The organism is Streptomyces sp. NPDC037290, assembly GCF_055603245.1.
In genome coordinates this window covers 43,903-69,923 of sequence record NZ_JBVJVZ010000013.1, presented here as the reverse complement: position 1 = coordinate 69,923, position 26,021 = coordinate 43,903, and the positions used below count along the sequence as shown (strand labels likewise).

Below are 26,021 nucleotides of genomic sequence, written 5' to 3'. Positions count from 1 at the left end.
GCTCTTCTGGTCAGTCCTCGGGCAGCTCCACCGGTGCGATCTCGTCGTACACGTCACCCGGGCCGGGGTTGGCCGGGTCGGTCTCGCCGCCGAAGTGGTGCATGACACCCCAGACCGCGTTCAGCGCGGTCTGGATCGCGCCCTCGGCCCAGCCGGCCGTCCAGGAGATGTCGTCGCCGGCGAGGAAGATGCCCCGCTTGTCCTCGGGCAGCCGGTCCTGCATGAAGTGCGTGAACAGGCGGCGCTGGTAGCGGTAGTGGCCGGGCAGGTTGGCCTTGAACGCGCCCATGAAGTAGGGCTCGTTCTCCCAGGAGACGGTCACCGGGTTGCCGATGATGTGCTTCCGGATGTCGACCTTCGGGTAGATCTCGCCGAGCGACTTCAGCATGACCTCCATCCGCTCGTTCGCGGACAGCGGCAGCCACTTCAGGCTGTCGTCGCACCAGGTGTAGGAGAGGCAGATCACGGCCGGCTTGTCCGGGCCGTCGTCCAGCAGGTAGGTGCCGCGGGTCATGCGGTCGGTGAGCGTCATCGACATGACGTCCCGGCCGGTCTCCTCGTCCTTGTCCAGCCAGAACGGCCTGTCCACGGGCACGAACAGCTTGCTGGACTCCATGTAGTGGGTGCGCTCGATCGCCGTCCAGTGGTCGATCGGGAACAGCGAGTCGTCGCAGGCGATCTTGGACAGCAGCATCCAGGACTGGGCGGTGAAGATCGCCGCCTTGTAGGTGCGGATGTCGCCGTTCGCGTCCGTCACGGTGATCTGGTTGCCCGCGGTGCGGTGCAGCCGGGTCACGGCCGGGCGCGGCTCGCCGTCCACGTGCAGGGACTTCAGCGAGGTGCCGTAGGGCCAGTGGACGATCTTCTCCGGCTCGCGCTCCCACAGGCGCAGCGGCAGCTGCTGGGAGCCGCCGACGATGCCGCGGTGGTGGTCGTCGGCCTCGGTGTAGACGACCCGCAGGATCTCCAGGATGGAGTTCGGGAAGTCGGTGTCCCAGCCGCCGGTGCCGAAGCCGACCTGGCCGAAGATCTCGCGGTGCCGGAAGGACTTGAAGGCCTCGGAGTCGCAGAGGAAGCCGTAGAAGGTCTGGTTGTCGAGCTTCTCGACCAGCTGCGCCCAGATCTCGCGGATGCGCGGGACGTCCCGCTCGCGCATGGCGCGGTTCATGTCGGAGAAGTCGGCGCCGTCTTCGAGGCACTTGTTCCAGGCCTCGGCGACGTCCCGGTAGACCTGGGGCAGGTCGTCGACGGTCTCGGCGTAGTGCGACTCGCCCTTGAGGTCGACGACGGTCGAGGGCGTGGCCTCGGCCAGCGGGTTCGGGAAGGGCCTGGTCTCCAGGCCCACCATGTCGATGTAGTGCTGCAGGGCGGTGGAGGACGGCGGGAAGCGCATCGCGCCCAGCTCGCAGTTGAGCTCGTCGTCGCAGCCCTCGAAGCCGACGGTGCGCAGCCGGCCGCCGAGCTGGTCGGCCTCGTAGACGACGGGCTTGAGGCCCATCTTCATCAGCTCGTACGCGGCCACGATGCCGGACAGGCCGCCGCCGATGACCGCGATCTCGGTGCCGTGCTCGGTCGCGGGTATCTGGCCGAGGCCCGCCGGGTGGGCGAGGAAGTCGTCGTAGGCGTAGGGGAAGTCCGGGCCGAACATGGTGATCGGCGGCTGCTGCTCGTCGGTGTGCTCGACGGCGTTGGGCACCGTGGACGTCATGGGGTACGGACTCCTTGCGCGGGGGTGACTCGGGGGAGGCTCGGGGGGTTCAGACGAGGGACCCGTACAGACCGGGGCGGCGGTCCTTCAGGTACGGGTTCGCCTCTCGGGAGGCGGCCAGGAAGGCGGGGTCGACATCGGCGAGGACCAGTTCCTCGCCCCGGCCGGCGCGGGTACGGGCGATGCCGTCGGGCCCGGCGAGGGCGGAGAGTCCGAAGAACTCGAACTCGCCCTCGGGGCCGACCCGGTTGACGTACGCGACGTACATCTGGTTCTCCCAGGCACGCACCGGCACCATGGCCTCGGCGACGAACTGGAACGGGTGCATGTTCGCCGTCGGCACGACGAGCAGGTCGGTGCCGGCCAGGGCGTGGGCGCGGGCGTTCTCCGGGAACTCGACGTCGTAGCAGATCATGATGCCGACGGTCAGACCGCCCAGCCGGGCCTGGACGAGCGACTGCTCGCCCGGCGTGAAGTGGTCGCGCTCGGCGCAGCCGAAGAGGTGGGTCTTGCGGTAGTTCGCGAGGCGGCTGCCGTCGGCGGAGATCAGCTGGGCGGAGTTGTAGACGGTCTCGCCGTCGCGCTCCGGGTAGCCGTAGACGATCGCCAGGCCGTGCCGGGCGGCGATCTCGGCGATCGCGTCGGCGGAGTCGCCGTCGGCGGGCTCGGCGAGGCGGGCGATGTCGTCACCGATGGCGTACCCGGTCAGGAACATCTCCGGTGCGGTGAGCAGCGCGGCGCCCCCGGCGGCGGCACGGCCCGCGGCGGCGTCGAGGACCTTGAGGTTCTCGGCGGTCGAGCCGGGGCGGCCGGAGCTCTGAAGCAGGGCGGTGCGCATGCGGATCCTCACCGGGAAGAGGGTTCTGGGGGCCGGGACGGCCGGGCCGGGAAGGTTTTTCCGGGCCATGAAGAAGGTACGGTCGGCGCGCTCGGCCGGACAAGAAGGAGCCGTTGCGCGCCTGTGCGCGGTTCGTTGCGTGGAGAGCGGGGCGGGCGGCGATTCGTTGCGCAGCCCCGGGACCGGCCCTCGTCCTCCCTGAGGCGCAGGTCACAGGCGGCTTCCCCGCCGGACGGGGGAGCTCGGGTCCCGTCCGTGGAGCGATGTGCGGGCGATCCGTTGCCGGGAGAGTGGTGATCGTTCAGTTCACCCGTTTGACCTGCGGAAAGGACCGTCATGCAGCGTCGTACGAAGATCGTCGCCGTCTCCCTCACCGCCGCCCTCCTGATCACCGCCGGAACGGCCGGGGCGGCGCTGGCAGCGGGCGGCGGGGTGCACCACCCGCAACGCGAGGCCGCCGCCCTGACCGGCACGGCCAAGCTGTACCGGTCGGCCGGCGACGACATCACGTTCTCCTTCGACGCGCACCTGGCGGCGAAGGACACCAGGAACCCCCGCAGGGCCACCGGCACGTTCGAGTGGAGCCACTACCTGCACGGCGAGGGGGCGTGGGCCAGGGCGAAGGTGGACTGCCTGGTCACCGGCGGGGAGGTCGCCGTCGTCTCCGGGGTGATCACGGCGTCGGACCTGCCCGGGGCGAAGGGCAGGCGGGTCGGCGTCTCGGTCCACGACCTCGGCCGGCACGACCGGCTGGGCTACAGCTGGGCGGGGGTCGGCAGCCCCACGGACACCAGGGACCTGCCGCCGTGCGTGTCGTCGGCCCCCTTCGAGAAGGTGAAGCAGGGTACGGGTGACTTCACGGTCGTGCCGTGGAAGCCGGCGCTGTGAGGGTCACCCGACCCTGATGACCGCCTTTCCGGACCGGCTCGGCTCCGGGCTCCCATCTGACAGCGGCACGCCCTCGCCTACAGCTCCTTCAACCGCTGCATGATCTCCCGCAGCAGCTCCGGGTCGGCGGCCGGACCGGCGAGAGAGAGGCGGCGGGGCCGGTCGACGCGGACCAGGCCGGCCTCGGCCAGGTCGCCGAGCAGCACCCGGACGACGGTCAGGGGCAGGTCGGCGTCCGCGGCCAGCTCGGCGACGGGCCGCGGGCCCCGGCGGATCAGATCCAGCAGGGACGCCCGGGCATGGTCGAGCTCCGGCTGAGCCCCGCCGTCCGGCTCCAGCGCGGTCACCCGGGACATCAGATCGAGGTCGTGCCGGTCCGAGGGCCGGGTGCGGCCCCGGGTGACGGTGTAGGGGCGCACCATCGACCCGGTCTCGTCCTCGTACCAGTGCTCGTCGCTCACCGCGGGATCAGCTGGAGGTGCGGGCGGCCGCGTCCAGGTGGCGGCCGAGGCGGCGGACGAGCAGGGCCATCTCGTGGGCGAGCTGGCCGACGTCGGTGCGGGCCTCGCTGAGCACGGCGAGCCGGCTGCCGTGCCCGGCCGGGGTGATGAAGAGGTAGGCGTCCTCCAGCATGACCATGGTCTGCCGCACCCCGCCCGCCGCGAACCGCTCCCCCGCCGAGCGGGCCAGGCCGTGGAAGCCGGAGCAGACGGCGGCCAGGTGTTCGATGTCGCGCCGGCGCATGCCCTCCGAACAGCTCAGCGGGAGGCCGTCGGCAGTGAGCAGCACGGCCTGGCGGACGTGGTCGGTACGGGCCACGAGGTCGTCGAGCAGCCAGCCGAGATCCGTGCCGGGCGCTCCCGCGGGCTGTGCGGGGTTCTGATCGTCACCGTTCATGATCGGTGTCGCTCCCTTCGTCGGCGTAGTTGGTCACGGTTTCGGCATCGGCTTCGGGGATCGCGCCGTGCGGGTGGCCGGGGGCGGGCGGCAGGCCCTTGCGGCCACGGTCGAGGCCGCGCTGGAAGGCGCCGAAGATCGCCCGCATCTCGTCCGCGTCGATCTCGCGCTCGGGGGCGGTGTCCCGCTGGACGGGGTCGTCGCGCAGCTCCGGAGCGAGGGAGGCCTGCCGAACCCGGGTGGGCAGGGAGGGGGCGGCTTCCGGGCCGGGCGCCGAGGCGGGGGCCGTTTCCCGCCCTGCGGGCAGCTCCGGTCCGCGGGCGGCCCCCGACTCGTCGGCAGGCCGGCCCACAGGCCGCCGCCGCGTGGGCAAGGGACCCGCATCCTGGGGGTCTCGGGCCGGCTTCACGGGCACCCCGGCCACGTCGGCGCCGGCCCCGGACCGTCCCGTCGGGGACAACCCGGGCACATCGGCGGACACACCGGACCGTCCCCCGGTCGGTGGCTCGGCCCCGTCCGCGGACACACCGGACCGCCCCCTCGTCGGCAGCGTCCGTACAGGGGCGAGCGCGTCGGCGTGCGCGTGTTCGGGCAGCGCCCGGTGCTCGGGGAGGACGCTCCCCTCGGACTCCTCGGCGTCGGCCCGGCGCGTGTCCCCTGCGGTCTGCCGTACAGCGCCCCGCGCCGCCCGTACGCCCGCTCCGGCCCCATCGGCCCCGGAGTCCACCGGGGCCAGCACCCCCTCCGGCAGCAGGACCACCGCCGTCGCCCCGCCGTACGGCGAATCTCGGAGGGCGACCTCGATGCCGTGCCGCGCGGCGAGGCGGCCGACGACGTAGAGGCCGAGGCGGTCATGGCGGGTGGGATCGAAGGCATCGGGGTCGGTGAGGGTGGCGTGGGCCTGGGCGGCGGCGTCCGCGTCGAGGCCGAGCCCCCGGTCGTCGATCTCCAGCACGAACCCGCTGCCGACCCGGCCCGTGCGGAGGGTGACCTGGGTGTGCGGCGGCGAGAACACGGTGGCGTTCTCCAGCAGTTCGGCGATCAGATGCACCACGTCGGCGACCGCGTCCGCCGCCACGCCGACCTCCGCCATCGGCGGAACCACCACGCGCGCGTAGTCCTCGATCTCGCCGACGGCCGAGGCGACGACGTCCGCGACCGGCACCGGTCGGCGCCAGCGCCGGCCGGGCGCGGAGCCGGAGAGGATGATCAGGCTCTCCGCATGCCGGCGCATGCGCGTGGTCAGGTGGTCGATGCGGAACAGTTCGCGCAGCACGTCGGGGTCGTCCGTGCGCCGTTCCAGGGTGTCGACGAGCTTCAACTGCCGGTGCACGAGGGCCTGGTTGCGGCGCGCGATGTTGAGCAGCACCGCGAACAGGCCCCGGCGCAGGGTCGCCTGCCTGACAGCGGCCTCGACGGCGGCGAGCCGCGCGGTGTTGAAGGACCGGCCGACCTGCCCGATCTCGTCGTCGCGCACCTCGTCGGCGGCCAGCGGCGGCGCCTCGGCGAGCGCGTCCACCTCGTCGCCGGCACTCAGCCTGCGCATGACGTCGGGCAGCTGTTCCCTCGTCAGCACGTCGGCAGCGTCCCGCAGGGTCTCCAGACGCCGGGAGATGCGCCGCGCCCCGCGCACCGCGAACCACAGCGACAGCCCGACGGCGACGAGCCCGACCACGCCGACGACGGCCGCCTTGGCCAGCTCCCGGTAGGCGAAGGCCCGGCCGCGCGCGGCGGAGTTCTCGGCGGAGTGCGTGCACAGCTGCATGTACCGCCGCACGGCCCGGTCGGTGGTGGACCGCCAGGTGTCCGCCGCGACGGCCTTGCCGGCGCCGGCGGCCCCGGCCCGCAGCAGCGCGTCCTCGCCGCTCACCAGCGAGCCGTACAGCCGTCCGCTCTGGAAGTCCTCGAACAGCGCACGCGAGTCGGGGGGCAGGTCCGGCACGTACGTCCGCTGGAAGACGCGCCGGTCCTCGATGGTCGCGGTCAGGCCGTCGTACTGCCGGTCGGTCAGGGTGCCGGCCGCCCGTGCCCCGGCGACCAGCGCGTCCTCCCGCGAGACGAACTCCCGCACCCGCACCAGCTCGACGACGACCTGTGCCTCCCGGGCGAGCTGTCCGGCCTGCAGGGCGGTCAGCGTGGACTCGACGTCGAAACCGGGCTCCACGAGCGCGCTGTACGCGTCCACCGCCCGGTCCCAGGTGATGTGCCGGGACAACACCTGCGAGCGCAGGTCGTCCAGCTTCCCGGTCGCCGTGACCATGGCGTCCAGCGCCTGCCGTTGCCGGGCCGTGAGCCGGCCTCGGTCGCCGCCCCGGATCGCCTGCCGCATGGTGTCCACGGCCCGGTCGGTGCGGCGTTGCTGTTCGAGCAGCCGGCCGGCCGTGGCCGTGTCGAGGCGGGTGCCCAGGTAGGCGGCGGACAGCCGGCGCTCGATCTGGATCTGCCCGATCGCCGTGTCCACGGGGGTGCCGAAGTCCTCGTACACCCCCTGGAGCCGGATGAGCGCGCGCAGTTCGGCGGTGACGGACACCATCGCGAAGCTCCACAGCGTCATCAGCGCGACGACCGGGGCGAGCGCGAGCGCCACGATCCGCGTGCGGACGGTGGTGGGACGGCCGAGGGGCCAGCGCATGGGAGTACCTGCCGGTGTTACCAGTCAGTAGAGAGCGCGGCACAACCTACGGGATGGCCACCCGTACCGCAATGGTGACCTGCGGTAACCCGGGGTCACGTCCTGGTCAAGGCAAAGCTGGTGACGACCGCCGCGTGGTCGGAGGGCCAGTCGTTGTCCGCGACGTCGGGCCAGGGCCGCGGGCTGCCGGTGACCAGGGTCCGCGCGTCCCGCACGGTCAGGCCCCGGTGCAGCACGTAGTCGATCCGGTCCTGCGGCTCGGGCCGTCCGCTGCCGTCCTCGTGCACCGGGTGGACCGGCGACCAGGTGTGGCCGGGCTCGGCGACGGGGTCGGGGTGGGCCTCGCGGTAGGAGTCGGCGAAGCCCGCGTCCTCGGCGGCCTTCGTCACCGGCCAGGCCACGTCCGGCCAGTCCAGGTGGGAGGGGCAGTTGAAGTCGCCGACGAGGACGACCGGGACGCCGTCATCGGACGACTCCGCGATGTGCTCCAGGGCGTCCCGCATCTGACCCAGCCTCAGTTCCTCGTGGGCGATCAGCTCCTCGGCCGGCAACCCGTCGAAGGCGGACTCGTAGGGGCCGTACGGCGTGTAGTGCAGGTGCGCGGTCCACACGTCGACCTCGTGGCCGGGGGCGACGGCGATCCGGACGCCCGCGGCGCCGTAGAAGCCGACGTCCGGGTCGCCGAAGCGGGCGGTGATCGGATGGCGGCTGACGACGCCGAGGTTCTCGCCGGCCCGGTGGTGGTGCCAGCCGAGCGCCTCGGCCAGCTCCTGGGCGGCGGTGCCGCCCGTCTCCTGGAGTCCGACGACGTCGGCACCGCTCTCCAGGATGGCCTTGAGCTGCTTGGCGCGGTGGTCGTCGACCGGACTGCCGCCCAGCCACAGGTTCCAGCTCATGACCCGCAGGTCGGTCGCGACCATCCCGCGCAGCTCCTCCAGCGTGACCCCGGCGAGGCTCTCCCGCACGGTCCGGCCGGGAGCGGCGGCGATCGGCGCGAGGGACGGCACGGCGAGCACGGCGCACCCGGCGGCCTCCGCCGACGCCACACCGGTCTCGGTGTCCTCGACGGCCACGCAGGCGGCCGGGTCGACGCCGAGGGCCCGGCAGGCGGCCCGGTAGGGGTCGGGAGCGGGCTTGGTGCGGGCGGTGTCGTCGGCGGTGACGGAGGCCGCGAACCGGTCGGTGCCGAGGGCGTCGAGGACGACGTCGGCGACCGCCCGCGGGGACGCGGTGACCAGAGCGGCGGGGACGCCGGCGGCGGCCAGCGCGTCCAGCAGGTCCAGCGCGCCGGGCCGGGGCACGATCCCGGTGCGGACGCGGTCGGCGAACTCGCGGTGCAGCTCCGCCGCGAGGTCCGCCTCCGGCCGGCCCGTCGCCGTACCGAGCCAGGCGGCGGTGTACTCGACCGGGCGGCCGAGCACGTCGGGCTGGTCGGCCTCGGTCAGCGGGCGCCCGGCGACCTGCTCGACCGCCTCCCACCACAGCCGCTCGGTGTCGACGAGCGTGCCGTCCATGTCGAACAGGACTGCCTGCAGGGGGGCTTGATGGGTGTGGGGGGTCACGTTCGGGAAATTCCTCACTTCTGGATACGTTCGGCCACGAGCACCGGCCGCTCGGGCAGCGACACGCCGACGGCGGCTCCCGCACCGAGCCCGGTGGCCTCGTGGGCGGGCAGGTCGGCCTTGACCTCGGTGCCGTCGGCGAGCCGTACGGTGACCCGGACGACCGCACCGAGGAACGCGGTGGTGACGATCCGGGCGGTGCCCTGCTCGTCCGGGCGCACCTGTACGGCCTCGGGCCGCACCAGCACGTCCACCTCGCCGTCGGGCACCTCGCCGTCGGCGGGCAGCCGCTGCCCGAGCACCTCGGCCGTGCCGTCCTTCAGCCCGCCCGGGATCCGGCTCATGGTGCCGACGAACTCGGCGACGAAGGCGGTGGCGGGGCGGCCGTACAACTCGGCGGGCCCGGCGCACTGTTCGAGGCGGCCGGCGCGCATGACGGCGACCCGGTCGGCGACCGAGAGGGCCTCCTCCTGGTCGTGGGTGACGAACAGCGTCGTGATGCCCAGCTCCTGCTGGAGCCGGCGGATCTCCTCGCGCAGGGTGAGCCGCACCTTGGCGTCCAGCGCGGACAGCGGCTCGTCGAGCAGCAGCACGCGCGGGCGCAGGGCCAGGGCGCGGGCCAGCGCGATGCGCTGCTGCTGGCCGCCGGAGAGCTGGTGCGGATAGCGTTCGCCCTTGTCCGCGAGGCCGACCAGTTCGAGCAACTCGGCGGCCCGGGCGCGCCGTTCGGCCGTACGGATGCCGCGCATGCGCAGCCCGAAGGCGACGTTGTCGACGGCGTTCAGGTGCGGGAAGAGGCTGTACGACTGGAAGACCATGCCGGCGTCGCGGCGGTGGGCCGGGACGTGCGTGACGTCCTCGCCGTCCACCAGTACGGCGCCGGAGTCGGGGTGTTCGAAGCCGGCGAGCATGCGCAGCGCGGTGGTCTTGCCGCAGCCGGAGGGGCCGAGCAGGGCCAGGAACTCCCCCGGGCGGACGGTCAGGTCGAGCCCGTCGAGGGCGACGGTGGCCCCGAACTCCCGTCGCAGCGAACGGAACTCGACGGTGGCGGCCTTTTCTGCGACGGCCTTCTCGAGCGTGGTGGCGGTCATGGTGTGTGTCATCCCCGGGAGTTGGCGGTTCGGTTGCGTCCGCCGCCGGCACCGGCGAGCGCGAGGAGCAGGGCCCAGGTGACGAGCAGGCTGAGCACGGACACGGCGACGGACATCTGGGCCTGCTCGCCGCCGACGTTGTAGATCCACACGGCGAAGGGGGTGTAGCCGAGCAGATGGGAGACCGTGAACTCGCCGAGGACCAGGGCCAGGGTGAGGAAGGAGGCGTTCAGCAGGGCCCCGCGCAGGTTGGGCAGGACGGCCCGGACCAGGGCCTTGGGCCAGGAGGCGCCGCAGCTGCGGGCCGCCTCGACGAGGGTCCGTACGTCCATGGCGCGCAGGCCGGCGTCCAGGGCCCGGTAGACGAACGGCAGGGCCATCACGACGTAGGCGAGGACCAGCACGACGGGGAACCGGTCGTTCTGGATCACCACGAACGTCTCGAACAGCGGGGTGCGGGACAACCGCTCCGGGCCCCACTTGAGGACGGTGGCGATGCCGGCGACGAACGCGATGGGCGGCACCACCAGCGGCAGTGAGCACACCACCTCCACCACCGGCCGCAGCCGGGGCGAGCCGAGCCGGAGCGCGACCACGGCGGGCACCATCAGCAGCAGCACGACCGCGATGGTGGCGAGGGCCAGTTCCAGCGAGAGCAGCAGGCTGGGCAGGAAGCCGTCGGCGGAGAGGATCTTGGTGTAGGCGTCGAGGGTGACGCCCTGTCCGGGCACGTCCACCGTGAAGACCGCGGAGGCGGCGAGCGGCACCAGGAAGTACAGGGCGGCGAGGCCGAGGACGACCCACCGCCACAGGGTCAGGCGTCGAGCCATCGGGCACTCCGTCGCTGAAGGGGCAGGTACACGGCCATCACCAGGCCCGCCACCAGGACCATGTCGAGGCTGAGGGCGAGGGCGACGTTCTCCTGGCCGACCAGGACGTTGCCGGACAGGGCGTCGGCGATCTGCAGGGTGACCAGCGGGACCGCGCTGCCGACCATGGCGGCGGCGGTGGCGTAGGCGGCGAAGGCGCTGCCGAACAGCAGGACCAGGCCACCGAGCAGCGAGGGCGCGAGCACGGGCAGGGCCACGTGCCGCCAGTACTGCACACCGCTGGCGCCGTTGTTCAGCGCGGCCTCCCGCCACTGCGCGCGCAGGCCGTCCAGCGCGGGGGTGATGGTGAGGACCATGAGCGGGATGAGGAAGTACAGGTAGACGAGGACCAGGCCCCAGAAGCTGTACAGGTCCCAGCCGCCGTCCTTCAGGCCCAGGTGCACGGTCAGCACGCCCGCGTTGCCGAGGGTGGCGACGAAGGCGAAGGCCAGCGGGACGCCGCCGAAGTTGGCGAGCACACCGGAGGCGGTCAGCACGGCCTCGCGCAGCCAGCGGGAGCGGGAGGAGACCACGGCCTGGGCGAGCGGCAGCCCGAACAGGGCGCCGAGCGCGGCGGAGATCGCGGACAGCTTGACACTGCCGAGCAGGGCGGTGAGGTACGGGCCCTGCAGCGAGGCCGTCATGTTGGCGCCGGTGTAGGTGGTGGCGCCCGTGGTGGCGTCGTCGGCCGAGAAGGCGCCGTTCACGATGGCGACGGCGGGCAGGCCGAAGGCGATGGCGACGAAGACCAGCAGCGGTACGACCGCCAGCCAGCCGGGGGCGCGGCGCCGCCGCTTCGCCGAAGCGACGGGCGCCACGTCCGCGCGCGGGAGAGCGGCGGTCATCCGGAGACGGCCTTACCCCAGCCCTGGGCGATGACCGTCTTGGCCTTGCTCTGCTGGGTCTCGGTCGGGAAGGACGGCGTGCCGGTGACCTTCGGCAGCTGGGCGGCGGCCGTCTTGTCGAGGGTGCCGGCCTTCTCCATGGCGGCCATCAGGGCCGGACGGGCGTAGCCCTTGAGCCACAGGTTCTGGCCCTCGGCGCTGTACAGGTACTCCTGCCACAGGCGGGCGGCCGCCGGGTGCGGGGCGTCCTTGTTGATGCCCTGGCAGTAGTACTGGGCGTACTGGCCGTCGCTCGGGACGGCGACCTTCCAGTCGAGACCCTTGGACCTGAACTCCTTGGCGTAGCCGGCGTTCAGGTAGTCCCAGTCGATGGAGATGGGCGTCTCGCCCTTCTCGACGGTGGCCGGGGTGGACTCGACGGGCGTGTAGTTGCCGCTCTTCTTCAGCTTGGCGAAGAAGTCCAGGCCGGGCTGGATGTCGTCGAAGGAGCCGCCGTTCGCGAGGGCCGCCGCGTAGACGCCGCCGAAGGCCGAGCCGGACTTGGTGGGGTTGCCGTTGAGCGCGACCTGGCCCTTGTACCGGGGCTTGAGCAGGTCCTTGAAGGTGGTCGGGCACTGCTTGACGCGCTTGGCGTCGCAGCCGATGGAGATGTAGCCGCCGTAGTCGTTGTACCAGCGGGCCTGCGGGTCCTTCTGAGCCTCGGGGATGTCACCGTAGGAGGCCACCTTGTAGGGCGCGAGCAGGCCCTGCTGGGCGGCGCTCAGCGCGAACGAGGAGCCGAGGTCGAGGACGTCGGGGGCGCGGTCCTGGCCCTTGCGGGTGGTGACGGCGCTGATCTCCTCCTCGCTGGTGCCGTCGGGGCTCTCGTCCTGGATCTTGATGCCGTACTTCTTCTGGAATCCGTCGATGACGGCGCCGTAGTTGGCCCAGTCGCGGGGCACCGCGATGATGTGCAGCGTGCCCTCCTGCCTGGCCGCCTTGACCAGGGCGTCCATGCCGCCGAAGTCGGCCGCGGCGGTGGCGGTGGCGGCGTTCTTGCCGTCCTTGGTGGTGGTCGACGCCTTGTCGGGGGCGGCGCCGCAGGCGCTGAGTGCGAGCGCGGCGACGACGGCGAGGGAGCCGCCGAGGACGGCGTTTCTCGGCAGGGACACGGTCACGGTCTCTCCAGGGGTGCACACGAGGGTTGAGGCAGTGCGGAGAACTTGTCTGAACAAGTTGCGTCACAGTACGCCCGCTCACGGTGTCCTGTCTGTAAACGTGAGCGAAACTCTGGGCCCTTGTTGGCTGCACAATCCAGACCGTTGCGGATCACACTCAGGTCTCGATTAGGCTGGTCACGCTGTGCACAGCGACCTGAGCAGAGGGGAAGCATGACGGCGCGACACGAGGAGATCGCCGATGAGCTGCGGCGGGCGATCGACCGCGAGGAGTACACGGTCGGCAGCCGCCTGCCCTCGGAGTCGGAGCTGGCCGCGCACTACGGCGTCTCCCGCGGCACGGTCCGCCAGGCCGTCGCCACCCTGACCGCCGAGGGCCTGATCGGCTCCCGTCAGGGCGCCAGGCGCGTCGTGCTCGCCAGCCGCCGCAGCCAGACCTTCGAGGAACTGCGCAGCTTCGCCCAGTGGGCCCGCGCGATGGGCCGCGAGGCCACGGGCCACGTGGTGACGCAGGAGTACCGCCCGGCCACCCACGAGGACGCCGTACGCCTCCAACTCCCCGTCGCCACCCAGGTGTTGCACGTCCTGCGGGTGCGCGGTCTGGACGGCGAGCCGGTGCTGCTCGAGCGGACCGTGTACGCCGACTGGATCTCCCCGGCGGTCGAGTCCATCGAGCCGGACTGCGCCTCGGTCACACAGCGGCTGTACGACGACACGGGGCTGGTCTTCGCCTACGGGGAGCATGTGATCGACGCGGTCGCCGCCGGTGCGCAGGACGCCGAGTTGCTGGGCGTTCGCCGTACGAGTCCGCTGCTGCGGGTGAGGCGGGTGACGACGACACGCGAAGGGCGCCCGGTGGAGTGGTCGGACGACCGGTACCGCCCGGACGCGGTGAGCTTCAGCGTGCACAACTCGATCGACAGCAACGCGCTGGCGCGCAAGGCCACGGAATAGGACTCGGGGCGCGTCGTCGAGTGCCGACGGCGCGCCCCGAGCCGGATTCCGCCCCCTACCCCGGCGCCCCGGAGGAAAAGCGCCGCAGCAACGGTGACAGCACGAGCACCGATTTGGTCCGCTCCACGAACGGCTCCCCGGCGATCCGCTCCAGCACCCGCTCGAAGTGACGCATGTCGGACGCGAAGACCTGGGCGATCGCGTCCGCGTCACCGGTGACGGTCGACGCGGCCACGACCTCCTGATAGCGCTCCAGACCCCGCTGGATGGTCTCCGGCGAGGTGTTGCGCCGGCAGTAGATCTCGATGTACCCCTCGGTCTCCCAGCCGAGCGCCGCCGGATCCACCCGGACGGTGAACCCGGTGATCGCTCCGGTGGCACGCAGCCGGTCCACGCGCCGCTTCACGGCGGGCGCGGACAGGCCGACCATCTGCCCGATGTCCGCGTAGGAGCGGCGGGCGTCCTCGGCGAGGGCGTGCACGATGCGTTCGTCGAGATCGTTCAGCACAGGGGGTGGTTCACTTCTCCGGTTCGGTCACTTCTCTGCCGTCACCGCGAGGTCCTCACCGGTCGCGAGACGGGAACGGCGGTAGCCGTACACGAAGTAGAACACGAGCCCGACAGCCATCCAGACACCGAACACGATCCACGTGACGGCCGACAGGCTGCCCATCATCCAGACGCAGAAGGCGAAGCCCAGCGCGGGCAGCAGCGGCGACAGCGGCACCCGGAAGGTGCGGTGCATGGCCGGCCGGGTCCGGCGCAGCACGACGACGGCCACGTTGACGAGGCCGAAGGCGAACAGCGTGCCGATGCTGGTGGCGTCCGCCAGCTGGCCCAGCGGGATCGCGGCGGCGAGGACACCGCAGAACACCGACACGATGACGGTGTTGGCGCGCGGGGCACCGGTCTTCGGGTGCACCCTGGCGAAGATCTTGGGCACCAGGCCGTCGCGGGACATGGCGAACAGGATGCGGGTCTGGCCGTAGAGCACGGTCAGGACGACGCTCGCGATGGCGATGACGGCGCAGAAGGCCAGCAGGGTGGCCCAGAAGCTCTGGCCGGTGACGTCCTTCATGATCTGGGCGAGCGCGGCCTCGGAGTCGTTGAACTGCCGCCACGGCTTGGCGCCGACGGCGACGGCCGCGACCAGCACGTACAGGGCGGTCACGATGACCAGCGAGAGCATGATCGCGCGGGGCAGGTCGCGCTGGGCGTCCTTCGCCTCCTCACCGGCGGTGGAAGCGGCGTCGAAGCCGATGTACGAGAAGAACAGCGTGCCGGCGGCGCCGCTGACGCCCGCCATGCCGAGCGGCATGAAGTGGGAGTAGTTGCCGGACTTGAAGCCCATGAAGCCGATCGCGCAGAACAGGACCAGCGCGGCGATCTTCACGCACACCATGATCGTGTTGGCCCGCGCGGACTCCTTGGCACCGCCGAGCAGGAAAACCATCGCGAGGAGCACGACGATCAGGGCCGGCAGGTTGAAGATGCCGCCGTCGCCGGGCGGCGCCGACAGGGCCGTCGGGATGGTCACGCCTATGGTGCCGTCGAGCAGCTCGTTGAGGTACTCGCCCCAGCCGACGGCCACCGCGGCGACCGAGACGCCGTACTCCAGCAGCAGGCACCAGCCGCAGACCCAGGCGATCAGTTCGCCCAGGGTTGCGTATGCGTACGAGTACGAGGAGCCCGAGACCGGGATGGTGCCGGCCAGCTCGGCGTAGGACAGGGCCGAGAACAGCGCGGTGAGACCGGCGATCACGAAGGAGAGGGTGACGGCCGGGCCCGCCTTGGGCACGGCGTTGCCAAGGACGACGAAGATGCCGGTGCCGAGCGTGGCACCGATGCTGATCATGGTCAGCTGCCACAGGCCGAGGGAGCGCCGCAGCGATCCTCCCTCACCGTGGCCGCCCTCCGCGACCAGGCGTTCCACGGGCTTGCGCCGCATGAGGCGCGCGGCGACGCCCCAGGGGGCGGCGGCGGTCGCTGTGCGGTCGTGCGGGGGTGCGCCTTGGTCGAGCACGCGCTGGCTCCTTCATCCTGCCGGTCATTGCGGACGGGGACCGATGGCGGACCTGCGAGGGCAGGAACCCACCGAGCGGGATCCCCGCCACGCCACGTACAGACGAGCACCCTATGAGGCGGGCCTTCACGGGCGTAATGCAGCAACCTTGCGCGTCCCCGGATGATCATTGCGTTCCTGTGCCCGGAACGCCAAATCGTTGCGTGCGGGCTGTCGACCGTTGCACAGCAACCTCACAGTCACCTTTGCCCACATAAGTGATGAGGAGCCCTCCGGAAGCGCGGGCGGCCCGGAAACGCGGACGGCCCCCGCCCTTCCCGGTGGGAAGAACAGGGGCCGTGCAGGGGCGAGGCTCGCCGGTCAGCTCCAGCTGGCGTGCAGCGGCTTGCCCTCGGCGTAGCCGGCCGCGCTCTGGATGCCGACGATGGCCTTCTCCGCGAACTCCTCCAGGGAGCCCGCCCCGGCGTAGGTGCAGGAGGAGCGGACGCCCGCGATGATCGAGTCGATCAGGTCCTCGACGCCCGGCCGGGCCGGGTCGAGGAACATGCGGGAGGTGGAGATGCCCTCCTCGAACAGCGCCTTGCGGGCGCGGTCGTAGCCGGACTCCTCGGACGTGCGGTTGGCCACGGCGCGCGCGGAGGCCATGCCGAACGACTCCTTGTACGCGCGGCCGTTGGCGTCGTGCTGGAGGTCGCCCGGGGACTCGTAGGTGCCCGCGAACCACGAACCGACCATCACGTTGGACGCGCCGGCCGCGAGCGCCATGGCCACGTCGCGGGGGTGGCGGACACCGCCGTCGGCCCACACGTGCTTGCCGTACTTCTTCGCCTCGGCGGCGCACTCCAGCACCGCGGAGAACTGCGGCCGGCCCACGCCGGTCATCATGCGGGTGGTGCACATGGCGCCGGGGCCCACACCGACCTTGATGATGTCCGCGCCGGCGTCGATCAGGTCCTTCACGCCCTCGGCGGAGACGATGTTGCCCGCGACGATCGGGACCTGCGGGTCGAGGGCGCGCACCACCTTGATGGCGCTGATCATCGACTCCTGGTGGCCGTGCGCGGTGTCGATGACGAGCGTGTCCACGCCCGCGTCGAGCAGCTGCTTGGCCTTGCCCGCCACATCGCCGTTGATGCCGACGGCGGCGGCGATGCGCAGCTTGCCGTTCCTGTCGACGGCCGGGGTGTACAGCGTGGCGCGCAGGGCGCCCTTGCGGGTGAGGATGCCGGCCAGCTTGCCGTCCTTGTCGACGGCCGGGGCGTAGCGGCGGTTGTGGTGGTCGAGGGTGTTGAAGGCCTCGCGCGGGTCGATGTCCGCGTCGAGCAGCAGCAGGTCCTTGGACATGACCACTTCGAGCTGGGTGAAGCGGTCGACGCCGGTCAGGTCCTGGTCGGTGACGACACCGACCGGCCGCTGGTTCTCGTCCACGACCACGCCCGCGTTGTGGGCCCGCTTGGGCAGCAGCGCGAGGGCGTCGGCGACGGTCTGGTGCGGGGCCAGCACGATCGGCGTGTCGAGCACCAGGTGGCGGCTCTTCACCCAGGAGACGACGTCGGTGACGACGTCGATCGGGATGTCCTGCGGGATGACCACCAGGCCGCCGCGGCGGGCCATCGTCTCGGCCATGCGGCGGCCGGCGATGGCGGTCATGTTGGCGACGACGAGCGGGATGGTGGTGCCCGTGCCGTCCGGCGAGCTGAGGTCCACGCCCTGACGCGAGCCCACCGCGGAGCGGCTCGGCACCATGAACACGTCGTCGTACGTCAGGTCGTACGCGGGCTGGATGTCATTGAGGAAACGCACGTGCTGCACATCCCAGTCGATCAGAGGTGACCCCCGGACGGGTGCGCCAGGGGGAAAGAGCACGTACTTCATTCTCCCATGTCGGGGCCGCTGTGACGCCCCCACGGAACATCCAGGGTGAGCGCCGATCACCTAGGAGGATCCTCCAAGGGCGAGGGCGACGGACAGGGCGGGCGTGTGGTCCGCGGCCTCGGCGAAAACCTCCTGCGCGATCCGCCACTCGTCCGGCCGGGCCTCGGCGTACGGCCGCCAGTTCCGTACGACGATCAGCAGACCCCGCTCGACCGCGTCCTCGGGCCACACGGTGTGGTCGGTGAGGGAGTCGGCCAGCGCGTCCCAGTTGCGGCCGAACCAGTCGGGCAGCGCGAGGGCCCGTGCGGCGCGGTCCATCAGGCCGGCCTTGTCCGCGACACGATCGAGGTCCAGCGTGACCACGACTTCCGTCATCTCAGCACCGCCCGGAACGAGTTGTAGTGATCATCGGTGTAGTAGGTCTCCCCGCTCTGCCCGGTCACGATGCGCCGGGCCCCGCGGTCGCGCGAGCCGGGCGTCCTGACGGTGTACTCGTGGTAGTAGCCCCGCTGGTGCCCGGGCAGCCGCCCCTCGAAGTTCCCGAAGACCACGCCGTCCTTGGCGTACGGGAAAGGACCGCCCTTGTCGATGAGGGCAAGCGTCCCGCGGGCCTCGGTCGGCAGCTGGGACTCCCTGACCGTGCCCATGCCGTGCGGCACCCAGGCCGGCGCGGACACGCCGGCGCCGGAGGAACGCGGCCCCGTACCCGAGCCGTCGCCGGCGCCCGGCCCCTGGTGGCCGCCGGACGAACATCCGGCGAGCAGGACGGCGAGCACGACCGCCAGCAGACCCACGAGCGCACGGGGCGGCGACAGGAGCCACGGGGACGCGGGCGGCGGCGTCGGGGAGCGTCCGGGCCTGTGGAGGACGAACCGTGGCAGCATGCCGACGATGCTGCCACGGCCGTCCGGGTCCGGCGCCACCGCCACGACATCGCCGCCCCACCGCCGCAGCCCGCCCTCGCGGACCGTCGGCCCCGGGACGGCGGCCACGGGCCGCCACGCCCCCGCTACGGCCGTCGGGACGCGCGGCGGCCACCACCCCCGCCGTGAGAGCCGCCGCGTGCCACCCCGTGGCGCCCGTCAGTGTCCGTCGGGGTCCGCCCGGCTGAGCGCGGGCTTCGGGGCCGGCCCGGCCGTCATCAGGTAGTCCGCGGCGGAGGTGTCCGTGACCAGGCTGGTGACCAGCCCGGACCGCAGCACCGCGTCGATCGCGGACGCCTTGCGCTGTCCGCCGGCGATCGCCACGACCTCCGGGATACGGCGCAGCTGGTCGGCCTTGACGGTGATGCACCGCTCCCCCAGGTCCCGCCCGATCCGGCGCCCCTCGGCGTCGAAGAGGTGCGCCGCCATCTCGGCGGCGACACCGAGCGAGGCGTAGTGCGCCCGCTCCTGGTCGCTGAGCATGTCGTGCACCGTCGAGATGCCCGGCTCCCACGAACCGATGGAGACACAGGCGACCGTGACCTTGTCGAAGTACTCGTAGGCCCGGGCGATCCCGGTCTGGTTGCGCAGCGCGGCCGCGGTGGCCGCGTCCGGCAGCAGCATCGGCGCGTAGATGGGGTGGGCGTCGCCGCCCGACACCTGGGCGGCGCGGCGCACGGCCTCGACCGAGCCACGCTCCGAGGTCCCGGCGTCGTACACACCCGTCAGCTGCACGACCGTGCACGGCGGCAGCCGGTCGAGCGCCGCCGCCATGTGGATGGTGGACCGGCCCCAGGCCAGCCCGAGCACGTCCCCCTCGTTGACGAGCTCGCCGAGCAGGTCGGCGGCGACCTCACCGAGGTTCTCGGGGTCGGGGGTCTCCTCGGCCTCGGCCGGGGACTCGACCACGACGGCGTGCCTCAGGCCGTAGCGGGCGCGCAGCGCGTCGGAGCGCTCGGCGTCCAGCTCGGCCGGGACACGGATCTCGATGCGCACGAGATCCCGTTCGAGGGCCGTCTCCAGGACCCGGGCCACCTTGAAGCGGCTGACGCCGAACTCCTCCGCGATCTGGATCTTGGACTTGCCCTCGAGGTAGAAGCGGCGGGCCATGGCCGCCGCCTGCACCAGCTCAGCGGGTCCCATCCGCATGGCTGACCGGCCCGCCGACATACCCGACACGGCGATCTCCTCACTGCTGTTCACACTCTGGATTCGCCGTTCATCCTTGCAGATTCGGCGCGGCTGATCCGCCCTGAAGGGCGGCGTTCACTTAACCGTTCACGTACCTGTGGCTCAGTGGTCGCATGCCCAGGACGCCTTGGCGGTGGCCGCCTCCGCCTGCGTGCGCAGTGCACGGACCGCTTCCGCGGGGTCCTTCGCCCCGTACACGGCCGAGCCTGCCACGAACACGTCCGCTCCCGCGTCCGCGCACTGCTCGATCGTCGAGGCCGAGACACCGCCGTCCACCTGCAGCCACAGCTGCAGACCGTGCTTGCTGATCAGCTCACGCGAGCGGCGGATCTTCGGCAGCATGATGTCGAGGAACGCCTGACCGCCGAAGCCGGGCTCGACCGTCATGATCAGCAGCATGTCGAGTTCAGGGAGCAGGTCCTCGAACGGCTCGATCGGCGTCGCGGGCTTGAGCGCCATGGAGGCGCGGGCGCCCTTGGCGCGGATCTCCCGGGCGAGCCGCACGGGCGCGGCGGCCGCCTCCACGTGGAACGTGACGGAGGAGGCACCCGCCTCGACGTACTGGGGCGCCCAGCGGTCGGGGTCCTCGATCATGAGGTGGCAGTCCAGCGGGGTGTCCGTCGCACGCGCCAGGGACTCCACGACCGGCACGCCGAGCGTGAGGTTCGGGACGAAGTGGTTGTCCATGACGTCGACATGGAGCCAGTCGGCGCCCTGGACCGCCTTGGCCTCCTCCGCGAGGCGTGCGAAGTCGGCGGACAGGATGCTGGGGTTGATCTGTGCGGCCATGCCCCAAGCCTGCCATGCCGCTGCGCTGGGCTGTAACGGCGGTCCGTCGCGGTTGTGGTCTGTCTGCGGGCCGGTGGGGGTTGCTCGCGCAGTTCCCCGCACCCCTTTCAGGGGCGCCGGCCCCCGCGGCGTTCAGCTTGTTCTGCGGATCAGGGCCAGGTACATCGCGTCCGTGCCGTGGAGGTGGGGCCAGAGCTGTACGTCCGGGCCGTCGCCCAGCGCGGGCACGCCCGGCAGCAGGGGACGGGCGTCGAGCAGTTCCGCCTCCGGGCGCTGCTTGAGGACGTCGGCGACGACCGCGCGGGTCTCGGCGAGGTGCGGCGAGCAGGTGGCGTAGCCGACGATCCCGCCGACGCGCACCGAGTCGAGGGCGGTGCGCAGCAGGGCGCGCTGGAGGGGGGCGAAGTTGTCCAGGTCCTCGGGGCGGCGGCGCCAGCGGGCCTCGGGGCGCCGGCGGAGGGCGCCGAGACCGGTGCACGGCACGTCCATCAGCACCCGGTCGAAGGTGCCGGCCCGCCACGGCGGCCGGGTGCCGTCGGCGGCGATGACCTGGTACGGCCCCGGGTTGCCGGCCAGCGCCTTGGCGACCAGGCCCGCCCGGTGCGGCTGCTTCTCGGAGGCGAGCAGCGTGGCGCCCCGCTCGGCGGCGAGGGCGGCCAGCAGCGCGGCCTTGCCGCCGGGCCCGGCGCACCCGTCCAGCCACCTGCTGTCGGAGCCCTCGAGCGGCGCGTTGGCGAGCGCGAGGGCGACCAGCTGGCTGCCCTCGTCCTGCACCCCGGCCCGTCCCTCGCGCACGGCCTCCACCGCGCCCGGCTCCCCGCCCTCGGCGAGCCGCACGGCGTACGGCGACCAGCGTCCCGGTACGGCCGCCTCCTCGCGCAGCAGTTCCTCGGTGGTGGCCCGCCCCGGCCTGGCGACGAGAGTCACCTCGGGCCGCTCGTTGTCGGCCTCCAGCAGGTCCTCGATACCGGCGCGGCCACCGCCGAGCGAGTCCCAGAGCGCGGAGACGACCCAGCGGGGATGCGAGTGGACGACGGCGAGGTGATCCTCGGGGTCCTCGTCGTAGGGCGGCGCGACCTTCTCCAGCCACCCGTCGAGGTCGTCCTGGGCCACCTTCCTCAGCACCGCGTTGACGAACTTGGCCCGCCCGTCGCCGAGCACGACCCGCGCCAGTTCGACGGAGGCGGACACGGCGGCGTGCGTGGGAATCCGCGTCCCGAGCAGCTGGTGCACACCCAGGCTGAGCACGTCGAGCACCGGCGGGTCCACCTCGCGCAGGGGCCGGTCGACACAGGCGGCGATCACGGCGTCGTACGCCCCCTGCCGGCGCAGCGTGCCGTAGACCAGCTCGGTGGCGAGGGCGGCGTCCCGTGCGTCGAAGTCGCCCCCTTCGCGCGCCTTGCGCAGCAGCGGGGGCAGCACGAGGTTGGCGTACGCGTCCCGCTCGTCGACCGCGCGCAGCGCCTCGAAGGCCAGGATGCGGACGGGGTCCTTCTGGGGACGGCGGTAGGGCTTGGCGGGCTTGCGCGGCCGCCGGGACTGCTCGCTCACGAAAAAGGTGCTCCGGATGTGAAGAAGAGGGTGCGGTGTCCAGCGTACGTCGGCACACCGCCGCCCCCGCCGCCCGGGGCTCAGCCGCCGAGCGTCTCGCTCTCGGCGATGCGCACACCGCGGGCCCAGTCGGCGGCACGCATCGGCTTCTTGCCCTGGGCCTGCACCCAGAGCAGTTCGACGGCGTACGAACCGGTGCCCACGTGCACGCTGTTCTTGCCGACCGCCAGCCGCCCCGGGGCGAGGTCCGTGCGCTCGGGCACCGGCGTGACCTGGATGAGCTTGAGCCGCTCGGCGCGGAAGGTGGTCCAGGCGCCGGGCGCCGGGGTGCAGCCGCGCACGACCCGGTCGACGCGCAGCGCGGGGGCGGTCCAGTCGACCTGGGCGTCCTCGACGGTGATCTTCGGCGCGAGGGTGATGCCCTCGGCCGGCTGCGGTACGGCCTTCAGGGTGCCGTCCGCGATGCCGTCCATGGTCGCGGCGAGCAGCCCGGCACCGGCGAAGGCAAGCCGGGTCAGCAGGTCGCCGCTGGTGTCGGTGGGCCGGACCTCCTCGGTGACGGTGCCGTAGACGGGCCCCGAGTCGAGCCCCTCCTCGATCAGGAAGGTGGAGGCGCCGGTGATCTCGTCGCCCGCCATGATGGCGTGCTGCACCGGTGCCGCCCCGCGCCAGGCGGGCAGCAGCGAGAAGTGCAGGTTGACCCAGCCGTGGACCGGGATGTCGAGGGCGGGCCTGGGCAGCAGCGCGCCGTAGGCGACGACCGGGCAGCAGTCAGGGGCGATCTCCTTCAGCCGCTCCAGGAACTCCGGGTCCCGGGGCTTGAGCGGCTTGAGCACCTCGATCCCCGCCTCCTCCGCGCGCTCGGCCACGGGCGACGCGACCAGCCTGCGCCCGCGTCCGGCCGGCGCGTCGGGCCGCGTGACGACGGCGGCCACCTCGTGCCGCCCGGAGGCGATCAGGGCGTCCAGAGCGGGAACGGCGACCTCGGGGGTACCGGCGAAGACAAGCTTCATGGGCGGGATCGGGCCTCTCGGGCGGGTGTTGGACGGGCAGCGCACCAGTCTATGACCACGGACGGAAGGACGGGTCGTGACCACGGACGCACGACCAGCCGGCGGCGAGCGACCCCCATCGGGTGCCAGACCCGCAGCACAGACGGGCGCGCGCCCGACGGCCCGGCGTACGCATATGCCCGCACGCCCCCACCCCGTGACCAGCGGAGCGCACACGCGTTGGTCAAGAGAGAGTTGACCACACAGGGCCTTTTCACGGCCCGATTCCTTTCAACGCCGGTTCGAGAGGCTTGTTCATGGCCGACCACGCCACCCACGACGCCCAGGCCCGGGCCAGCCTGCACTTGCTGGTGCGGGACATCGAGCGGGTCCGCCGCCAGGTGGACGCGCTGCGCACGCTGACCGCCCAGCTGGGCAACGTCTACCGTCCGCGCCGTTCCGGCCCGTCCACGGGCTTCGTCGTCTACGGACGCGCTCCCGCCCCGACGGTGCGCCTCGCCCAGGAACTCCGGGACAGTGTCGAAACCCTGGTAACGGCCGCCGTGGACTTCGACCGCTCACTCGGCTTCTCGTGGGACGCGGTGGGCTCCGCGCTCGGCGTCACCAAGCAGGCGGTCCACCGCCGCTACGGCGCCCGCCGCGCCGCGGCCCAGGCGGCCGCCGAGGCCGAGCGGACCTCGGAGCCGTCCGGCACCCGCACGCTCAACGTGAACACCGGCCTGCCCACGGTCCCCGCCGCCCGCTCGATGCCCACCCAGCCGACCGCGGGCAGCCCGGGCCTGCGTGACGACGCCCGCCCGACGGCCTTCCCCGGCCCGCGCAACGGCTGACGACCCCGCCCCCGCCCTGCCGGGAGACTCGGCGAGCCCTCCGGGAGGGCGGTCCGATCCAGCGGGAGTGCCGACGCGGAGCCGCACGGGAAGCCCGGCCGAGGGCCCGGCGGGACGACGGCCTCACCCGATGTCCGCCGGGTCGATACGCACCCGCACCGCCTCCCCGCTCCCCCGTGCCATACGAGCGGCCTGGGCGGTCTTCAGCGCGGACGCCAGCGCCGCCCCGCTGCCCGGCGGCACACGGACCAGTGCCCGGTCCCATTGCTCACCCGGGGGCGGTGCTCCGGGTCTGCGGGGCCGGCCGGGCGGTGTCGACGGCATCGGCACCGGCCCCAACACCTCGGCGTCCGACGGCAGTTCGACCGAGGCCAGGAACTCGGCGACGGCCGCGGGTGATCCGGACACCGCCGCCATCCGCGACACCGGCGGGAAGCCCAGCTCGGCCCGCTCGGCCAGCTCCCGCACCGCGTGTCCGACGGGGTCCCAGCGCACCAGGGCCTGCACCGGCCGCAGGGTCGGCTCGGCGACCACGACGACCGTGCCCCCCTCGCTCTGCGGCCGCACCAGCGCTCCCGCCGCGATCCACCGGCGCAGCGCGTCCTCACCGGCCCGCAGATCGGGCCGCACGAGCATGGCCCAGCCGTCGAGCAGGAGGGCCGCCGCGTAGCCGCCCTCGGCGACCGGTTCGGCGCCCGGTGTGCTGACGACCAGCGCGGGCGTGTCCGGCACCGTGTCCAGCACGTGCTCCCGTCCCGAGGTGCGCACCGGGACGGCGGGGAAGGCGCGCCCCAGCTCCTCGGCCGTCCGCCGCGCCCCCACGACCTGCGCCCGCAGCCGGAATCCGCCGCACTCCGGGCAGTGCCACGCGCTCTCCTCGCGTCCGCACCAGCCGCACCGCAGAATCCCCGCGTCCTGCCCCTGGAGCGGTCCCGCGCAGTGCCTGCACCGGGCGGGCGCCCGGCACCGGTCGCAGGCCATGCGGGGTGCGTAACCGCGCCGGGGCACCTGCACCAGCACCGGTCCGTGCCGCAGCCCTTCGCGGGCCGTCTGCCAGGCGAGGGTGGGCAACCGGGCGGCCCGGGCGGCCTCGTCACGCGCGAGGTCGGTGTCCCCGACCGTGCGGACCAGGGGCGCGGCCCGGCGCACCTGCTCCCGCCCGGCGACCAGTGGCCGGGCCCAGCCGCTCTCGACGAGCTGCGCGGCCTCCACGGTGCAGCCGAACCCGCCCAGCAGGAAGGCGCACCTGTCCAGCGCCGCGCGCAGCAGCAGCACGTCGCGGGCGTGCGGCTGCGGGGCGTGCTGCTCGCTGTGGCTGTCGTCGCCGTCGTCCCAGATCGCCACGAGCCCCAGGTCCCGCACCGGCGCGAACATGGCGGCCCGGGTCCCGACCACGGCCCGTACGGCCCCCCGTCGCACCGCGAGCCACTGCGCGTACCGCTTCTCGGGCCCGGCGTCGGCGGTGAGCAGCGCGTGCCGGCCCGTGCCGAGCAGCGCGGTGAGCGCGGCGTCGACCCGTGCGGCGGCCCGCCCGTCCGGAACGACGACGAGCGCGCCGCGTCCGGAGGCGAGCGTGGCGGCGACGGCACGGGCCACTTCCTCGCTCCACAGCGGACCCGGCAGCGCGTTCCAGACAGCCCTGGGCGACCCGCCCGAGGCCAGTGCCTCGATGAACGCTCCCCCGCGCTCGTACCGCCCCCAGGAGGCCGCCTCGGGCGGCTTCGGCGGGGGCAGCGGCGCGGGGGACGGCCGCTGTTCGGCTCGCGCGCTGCGCGGCGGCACGGCCAGCTGGAGCACATCGGCGAGGCTCCCGGCGTACCGGTCGGCGACGGCCCGCGCGAGCCCGAGCAGTTCCTCGCTCAGCACCGGCTCCGGGGAGACGACCTGGGCCAGGGCGGCCAGCGGTCCCGCGTAGTCGGACTCGGCCCGTCGCTCGACGAGGAAGCCGTCGATGAGCCCGCCGCCCTCGCGGCGTCCCTCGCGCACCCGGCCGCGCCCGGCCCCGAACCGCACCCGTACCCGCACGCCGGGCTGTGCCTGTTCGTCCAGTTCCTCGGGCACCGCGTAGTCGAAGTACCGGTCGAGATGGAGGACGCCCTTGTCGACCAGGACCCGCGCCACGGGCAGTTCCCCGGCGAGCGCGGCACCCCGCCAGGTCCGCGGCCTGGCGCGGGGCGTCTTCGCCTTGCGCACGCTCTCCCGGATGAGCGCGAGCTGCTCCGGCGGCGCCCCTGCGGCCCCGCCGTCCCCTTCTGCTCGGGGTGCCCCGTTCTCGCTGCTCACGCCTGCATTCTTACCAAACCCCACCGACAACGCCGCCTGCTTGCGAAAACAGAGGCCCGGCTCCCCTGGGGAGCCGGGCCTCCGCGGCAGGAGCGGGCGGTT

Annotated in this window: 23 protein-coding genes; 3 read left to right on the top strand and 20 right to left on the bottom strand. The window is 72.9% G+C overall.

Annotation, left to right across the window (positions count from 1 at the left end; genetic code table 11):
• Positions 1 to 10 precede the first annotated feature (10 nt).
• Positions 11 to 1,708, bottom strand: coding sequence for a flavin monoamine oxidase family protein (locus ACZ7HQ_RS33280; RefSeq protein ID WP_470998129.1), 1,698 nt, complete (start codon positions 1,706 to 1,708; stop codon positions 11 to 13).
• Positions 1,709 to 1,757: 49 nt separating this feature from the next.
• Positions 1,758 to 2,546: a carbon-nitrogen hydrolase family protein gene (locus ACZ7HQ_RS33275; protein ID WP_470998300.1), complete on the bottom strand. Its 789-nt coding sequence runs from the start codon at positions 2,544 to 2,546 to the stop codon at positions 1,758 to 1,760.
• A gap of 336 nt (positions 2,547 to 2,882) precedes the next feature.
• Between ACZ7HQ_RS33275 and ACZ7HQ_RS33270 the strand changes: the two genes are divergently transcribed.
• Positions 2,883 to 3,434, top strand: a complete 552-nt coding sequence (locus ACZ7HQ_RS33270) for a Repetin (RefSeq protein ID WP_470998126.1) — start codon at positions 2,883 to 2,885, stop codon at positions 3,432 to 3,434.
• 77 nt (positions 3,435 to 3,511) lie between these two features.
• On the opposite strand, the gene ACZ7HQ_RS33265 is transcribed toward ACZ7HQ_RS33270, so the two are convergent.
• From ACZ7HQ_RS33265 to ACZ7HQ_RS33230, 8 genes are all read right to left on the bottom strand, one after another.
• On the bottom strand, positions 3,512 to 3,895 hold the full coding sequence (locus ACZ7HQ_RS33265) for a DUF742 domain-containing protein (RefSeq protein ID WP_470998125.1): 384 nt from the start codon (positions 3,893 to 3,895) through the stop codon (positions 3,512 to 3,514).
• Between the two features lie 7 nt (positions 3,896 to 3,902).
• Positions 3,903 to 4,331, bottom strand: coding sequence for a roadblock/LC7 domain-containing protein (locus ACZ7HQ_RS33260; protein ID WP_470998122.1), 429 nt, complete (start codon positions 4,329 to 4,331; stop codon positions 3,903 to 3,905).
• Complete coding sequence (locus ACZ7HQ_RS33255) at positions 4,321 to 6,963, bottom strand: sensor histidine kinase (RefSeq protein WP_470998119.1); 2,643 nt, start codon at positions 6,961 to 6,963, stop codon at positions 4,321 to 4,323. Before ACZ7HQ_RS33255 ends, ACZ7HQ_RS33260 begins: the two co-directional genes overlap by 11 nt.
• 95 nt (positions 6,964 to 7,058) lie before the next feature.
• A complete protein-coding gene (locus tag ACZ7HQ_RS33250; RefSeq protein ID WP_470998117.1) occupies positions 7,059 to 8,525 on the bottom strand; it encodes an HAD-IA family hydrolase in 1,467 nt (488 codons plus the stop codon).
• Between the two features lie 14 nt (positions 8,526 to 8,539).
• The gene (locus ACZ7HQ_RS33245) at positions 8,540 to 9,616 is read right to left on the bottom strand and encodes an ABC transporter ATP-binding protein (protein WP_470998114.1); all 1,077 of its coding nucleotides are present in this window, start codon (positions 9,614 to 9,616) and stop codon (positions 8,540 to 8,542) included.
• An 8-nt stretch (positions 9,617 to 9,624) separates the two neighbouring features.
• Complete coding sequence (locus ACZ7HQ_RS33240) at positions 9,625 to 10,446, bottom strand: ABC transporter permease (protein ID WP_470998111.1); 822 nt, start codon at positions 10,444 to 10,446, stop codon at positions 9,625 to 9,627.
• Positions 10,431 to 11,330, bottom strand: a complete 900-nt coding sequence (locus ACZ7HQ_RS33235; RefSeq protein ID WP_470998108.1) for an ABC transporter permease — start codon at positions 11,328 to 11,330, stop codon at positions 10,431 to 10,433. Before ACZ7HQ_RS33235 ends, ACZ7HQ_RS33240 begins: the two co-directional genes overlap by 16 nt.
• Positions 11,327 to 12,487: an ABC transporter substrate-binding protein gene (locus tag ACZ7HQ_RS33230; RefSeq protein WP_470998105.1), complete on the bottom strand. Its 1,161-nt coding sequence runs from the start codon at positions 12,485 to 12,487 to the stop codon at positions 11,327 to 11,329. Before ACZ7HQ_RS33230 ends, ACZ7HQ_RS33235 begins: the two co-directional genes overlap by 4 nt.
• 213 nt (positions 12,488 to 12,700) lie before the next feature.
• On the opposite strand from ACZ7HQ_RS33230, the gene ACZ7HQ_RS33225 reads away from it, so the two are divergent.
• Positions 12,701 to 13,441 carry a GntR family transcriptional regulator gene (locus ACZ7HQ_RS33225; protein ID WP_470998103.1) on the top strand — a complete coding sequence of 247 codons (741 nt, stop codon included), beginning with the start codon at positions 12,701 to 12,703 and terminating at the stop codon, positions 13,439 to 13,441.
• Positions 13,442 to 13,496: 55 nt separating this feature from the next.
• Here ACZ7HQ_RS33225 and ACZ7HQ_RS33220 read toward each other — a convergent pair whose 3' ends face one another.
• From ACZ7HQ_RS33220 to fmt, 9 genes are all read right to left on the bottom strand, one after another.
• Complete coding sequence (locus tag ACZ7HQ_RS33220) at positions 13,497 to 13,949, bottom strand: Lrp/AsnC family transcriptional regulator (RefSeq protein ID WP_030343799.1); 453 nt, start codon at positions 13,947 to 13,949, stop codon at positions 13,497 to 13,499.
• Between the two features lie 27 nt (positions 13,950 to 13,976).
• On the bottom strand, positions 13,977 to 15,464 hold the full coding sequence (locus tag ACZ7HQ_RS33215; protein WP_470998100.1) for an amino acid permease: 1,488 nt from the start codon (positions 15,462 to 15,464) through the stop codon (positions 13,977 to 13,979).
• Between the two features lie 360 nt (positions 15,465 to 15,824).
• Positions 15,825 to 17,267 carry a GuaB1 family IMP dehydrogenase-related protein gene (locus ACZ7HQ_RS33210; RefSeq protein WP_470998098.1) on the bottom strand — a complete coding sequence of 481 codons (1,443 nt, stop codon included), beginning with the start codon at positions 17,265 to 17,267 and terminating at the stop codon, positions 15,825 to 15,827.
• Positions 17,268 to 17,399: 132 nt separating this feature from the next.
• Positions 17,400 to 17,714 (bottom strand): barstar family protein, encoded by a 315-nt coding sequence (locus tag ACZ7HQ_RS33205; RefSeq protein ID WP_470998096.1) that lies wholly within the window; start codon positions 17,712 to 17,714, stop codon positions 17,400 to 17,402.
• Positions 17,711 to 18,103: a guanyl-specific ribonuclease gene (locus ACZ7HQ_RS33200; RefSeq protein ID WP_470998298.1), complete on the bottom strand. Its 393-nt coding sequence runs from the start codon at positions 18,101 to 18,103 to the stop codon at positions 17,711 to 17,713. The genes ACZ7HQ_RS33205 and ACZ7HQ_RS33200 overlap by 4 nt, the downstream gene beginning before the upstream one ends.
• A gap of 318 nt (positions 18,104 to 18,421) precedes the next feature.
• Complete coding sequence (locus ACZ7HQ_RS33195) at positions 18,422 to 19,465, bottom strand: sugar-binding transcriptional regulator (protein ID WP_470998094.1); 1,044 nt, start codon at positions 19,463 to 19,465, stop codon at positions 18,422 to 18,424.
• Positions 19,466 to 19,555: 90 nt separating this feature from the next.
• Positions 19,556 to 20,242, bottom strand: a complete 687-nt coding sequence (rpe, locus tag ACZ7HQ_RS33190) for a ribulose-phosphate 3-epimerase (RefSeq protein WP_470998092.1) — start codon at positions 20,240 to 20,242, stop codon at positions 19,556 to 19,558.
• 132 nt (positions 20,243 to 20,374) lie between these two features.
• Positions 20,375 to 21,793: an RsmB/NOP family class I SAM-dependent RNA methyltransferase gene (locus ACZ7HQ_RS33185; RefSeq protein WP_470998089.1), complete on the bottom strand. Its 1,419-nt coding sequence runs from the start codon at positions 21,791 to 21,793 to the stop codon at positions 20,375 to 20,377.
• Positions 21,794 to 21,873: 80 nt separating this feature from the next.
• Positions 21,874 to 22,806, bottom strand: coding sequence for a methionyl-tRNA formyltransferase (fmt, locus tag ACZ7HQ_RS33180; RefSeq protein ID WP_470998086.1), 933 nt, complete (start codon positions 22,804 to 22,806; stop codon positions 21,874 to 21,876).
• A 296-nt stretch (positions 22,807 to 23,102) separates the two neighbouring features.
• Here fmt and ACZ7HQ_RS33175 point away from each other — a divergent pair, with 296 nt between their 5' ends.
• Positions 23,103 to 23,636, top strand: a complete 534-nt coding sequence (locus ACZ7HQ_RS33175) for a hypothetical protein (RefSeq protein WP_470998083.1) — start codon at positions 23,103 to 23,105, stop codon at positions 23,634 to 23,636.
• A 123-nt stretch (positions 23,637 to 23,759) separates the two neighbouring features.
• On the opposite strand, the gene ACZ7HQ_RS33170 is transcribed toward ACZ7HQ_RS33175, so the two are convergent.
• Positions 23,760 to 25,919, bottom strand: coding sequence for a primosomal protein N' (locus ACZ7HQ_RS33170; RefSeq protein WP_470998080.1), 2,160 nt, complete (start codon positions 25,917 to 25,919; stop codon positions 23,760 to 23,762).
• Between the last annotated feature and the right edge of the window lie 102 nt (positions 25,920 to 26,021).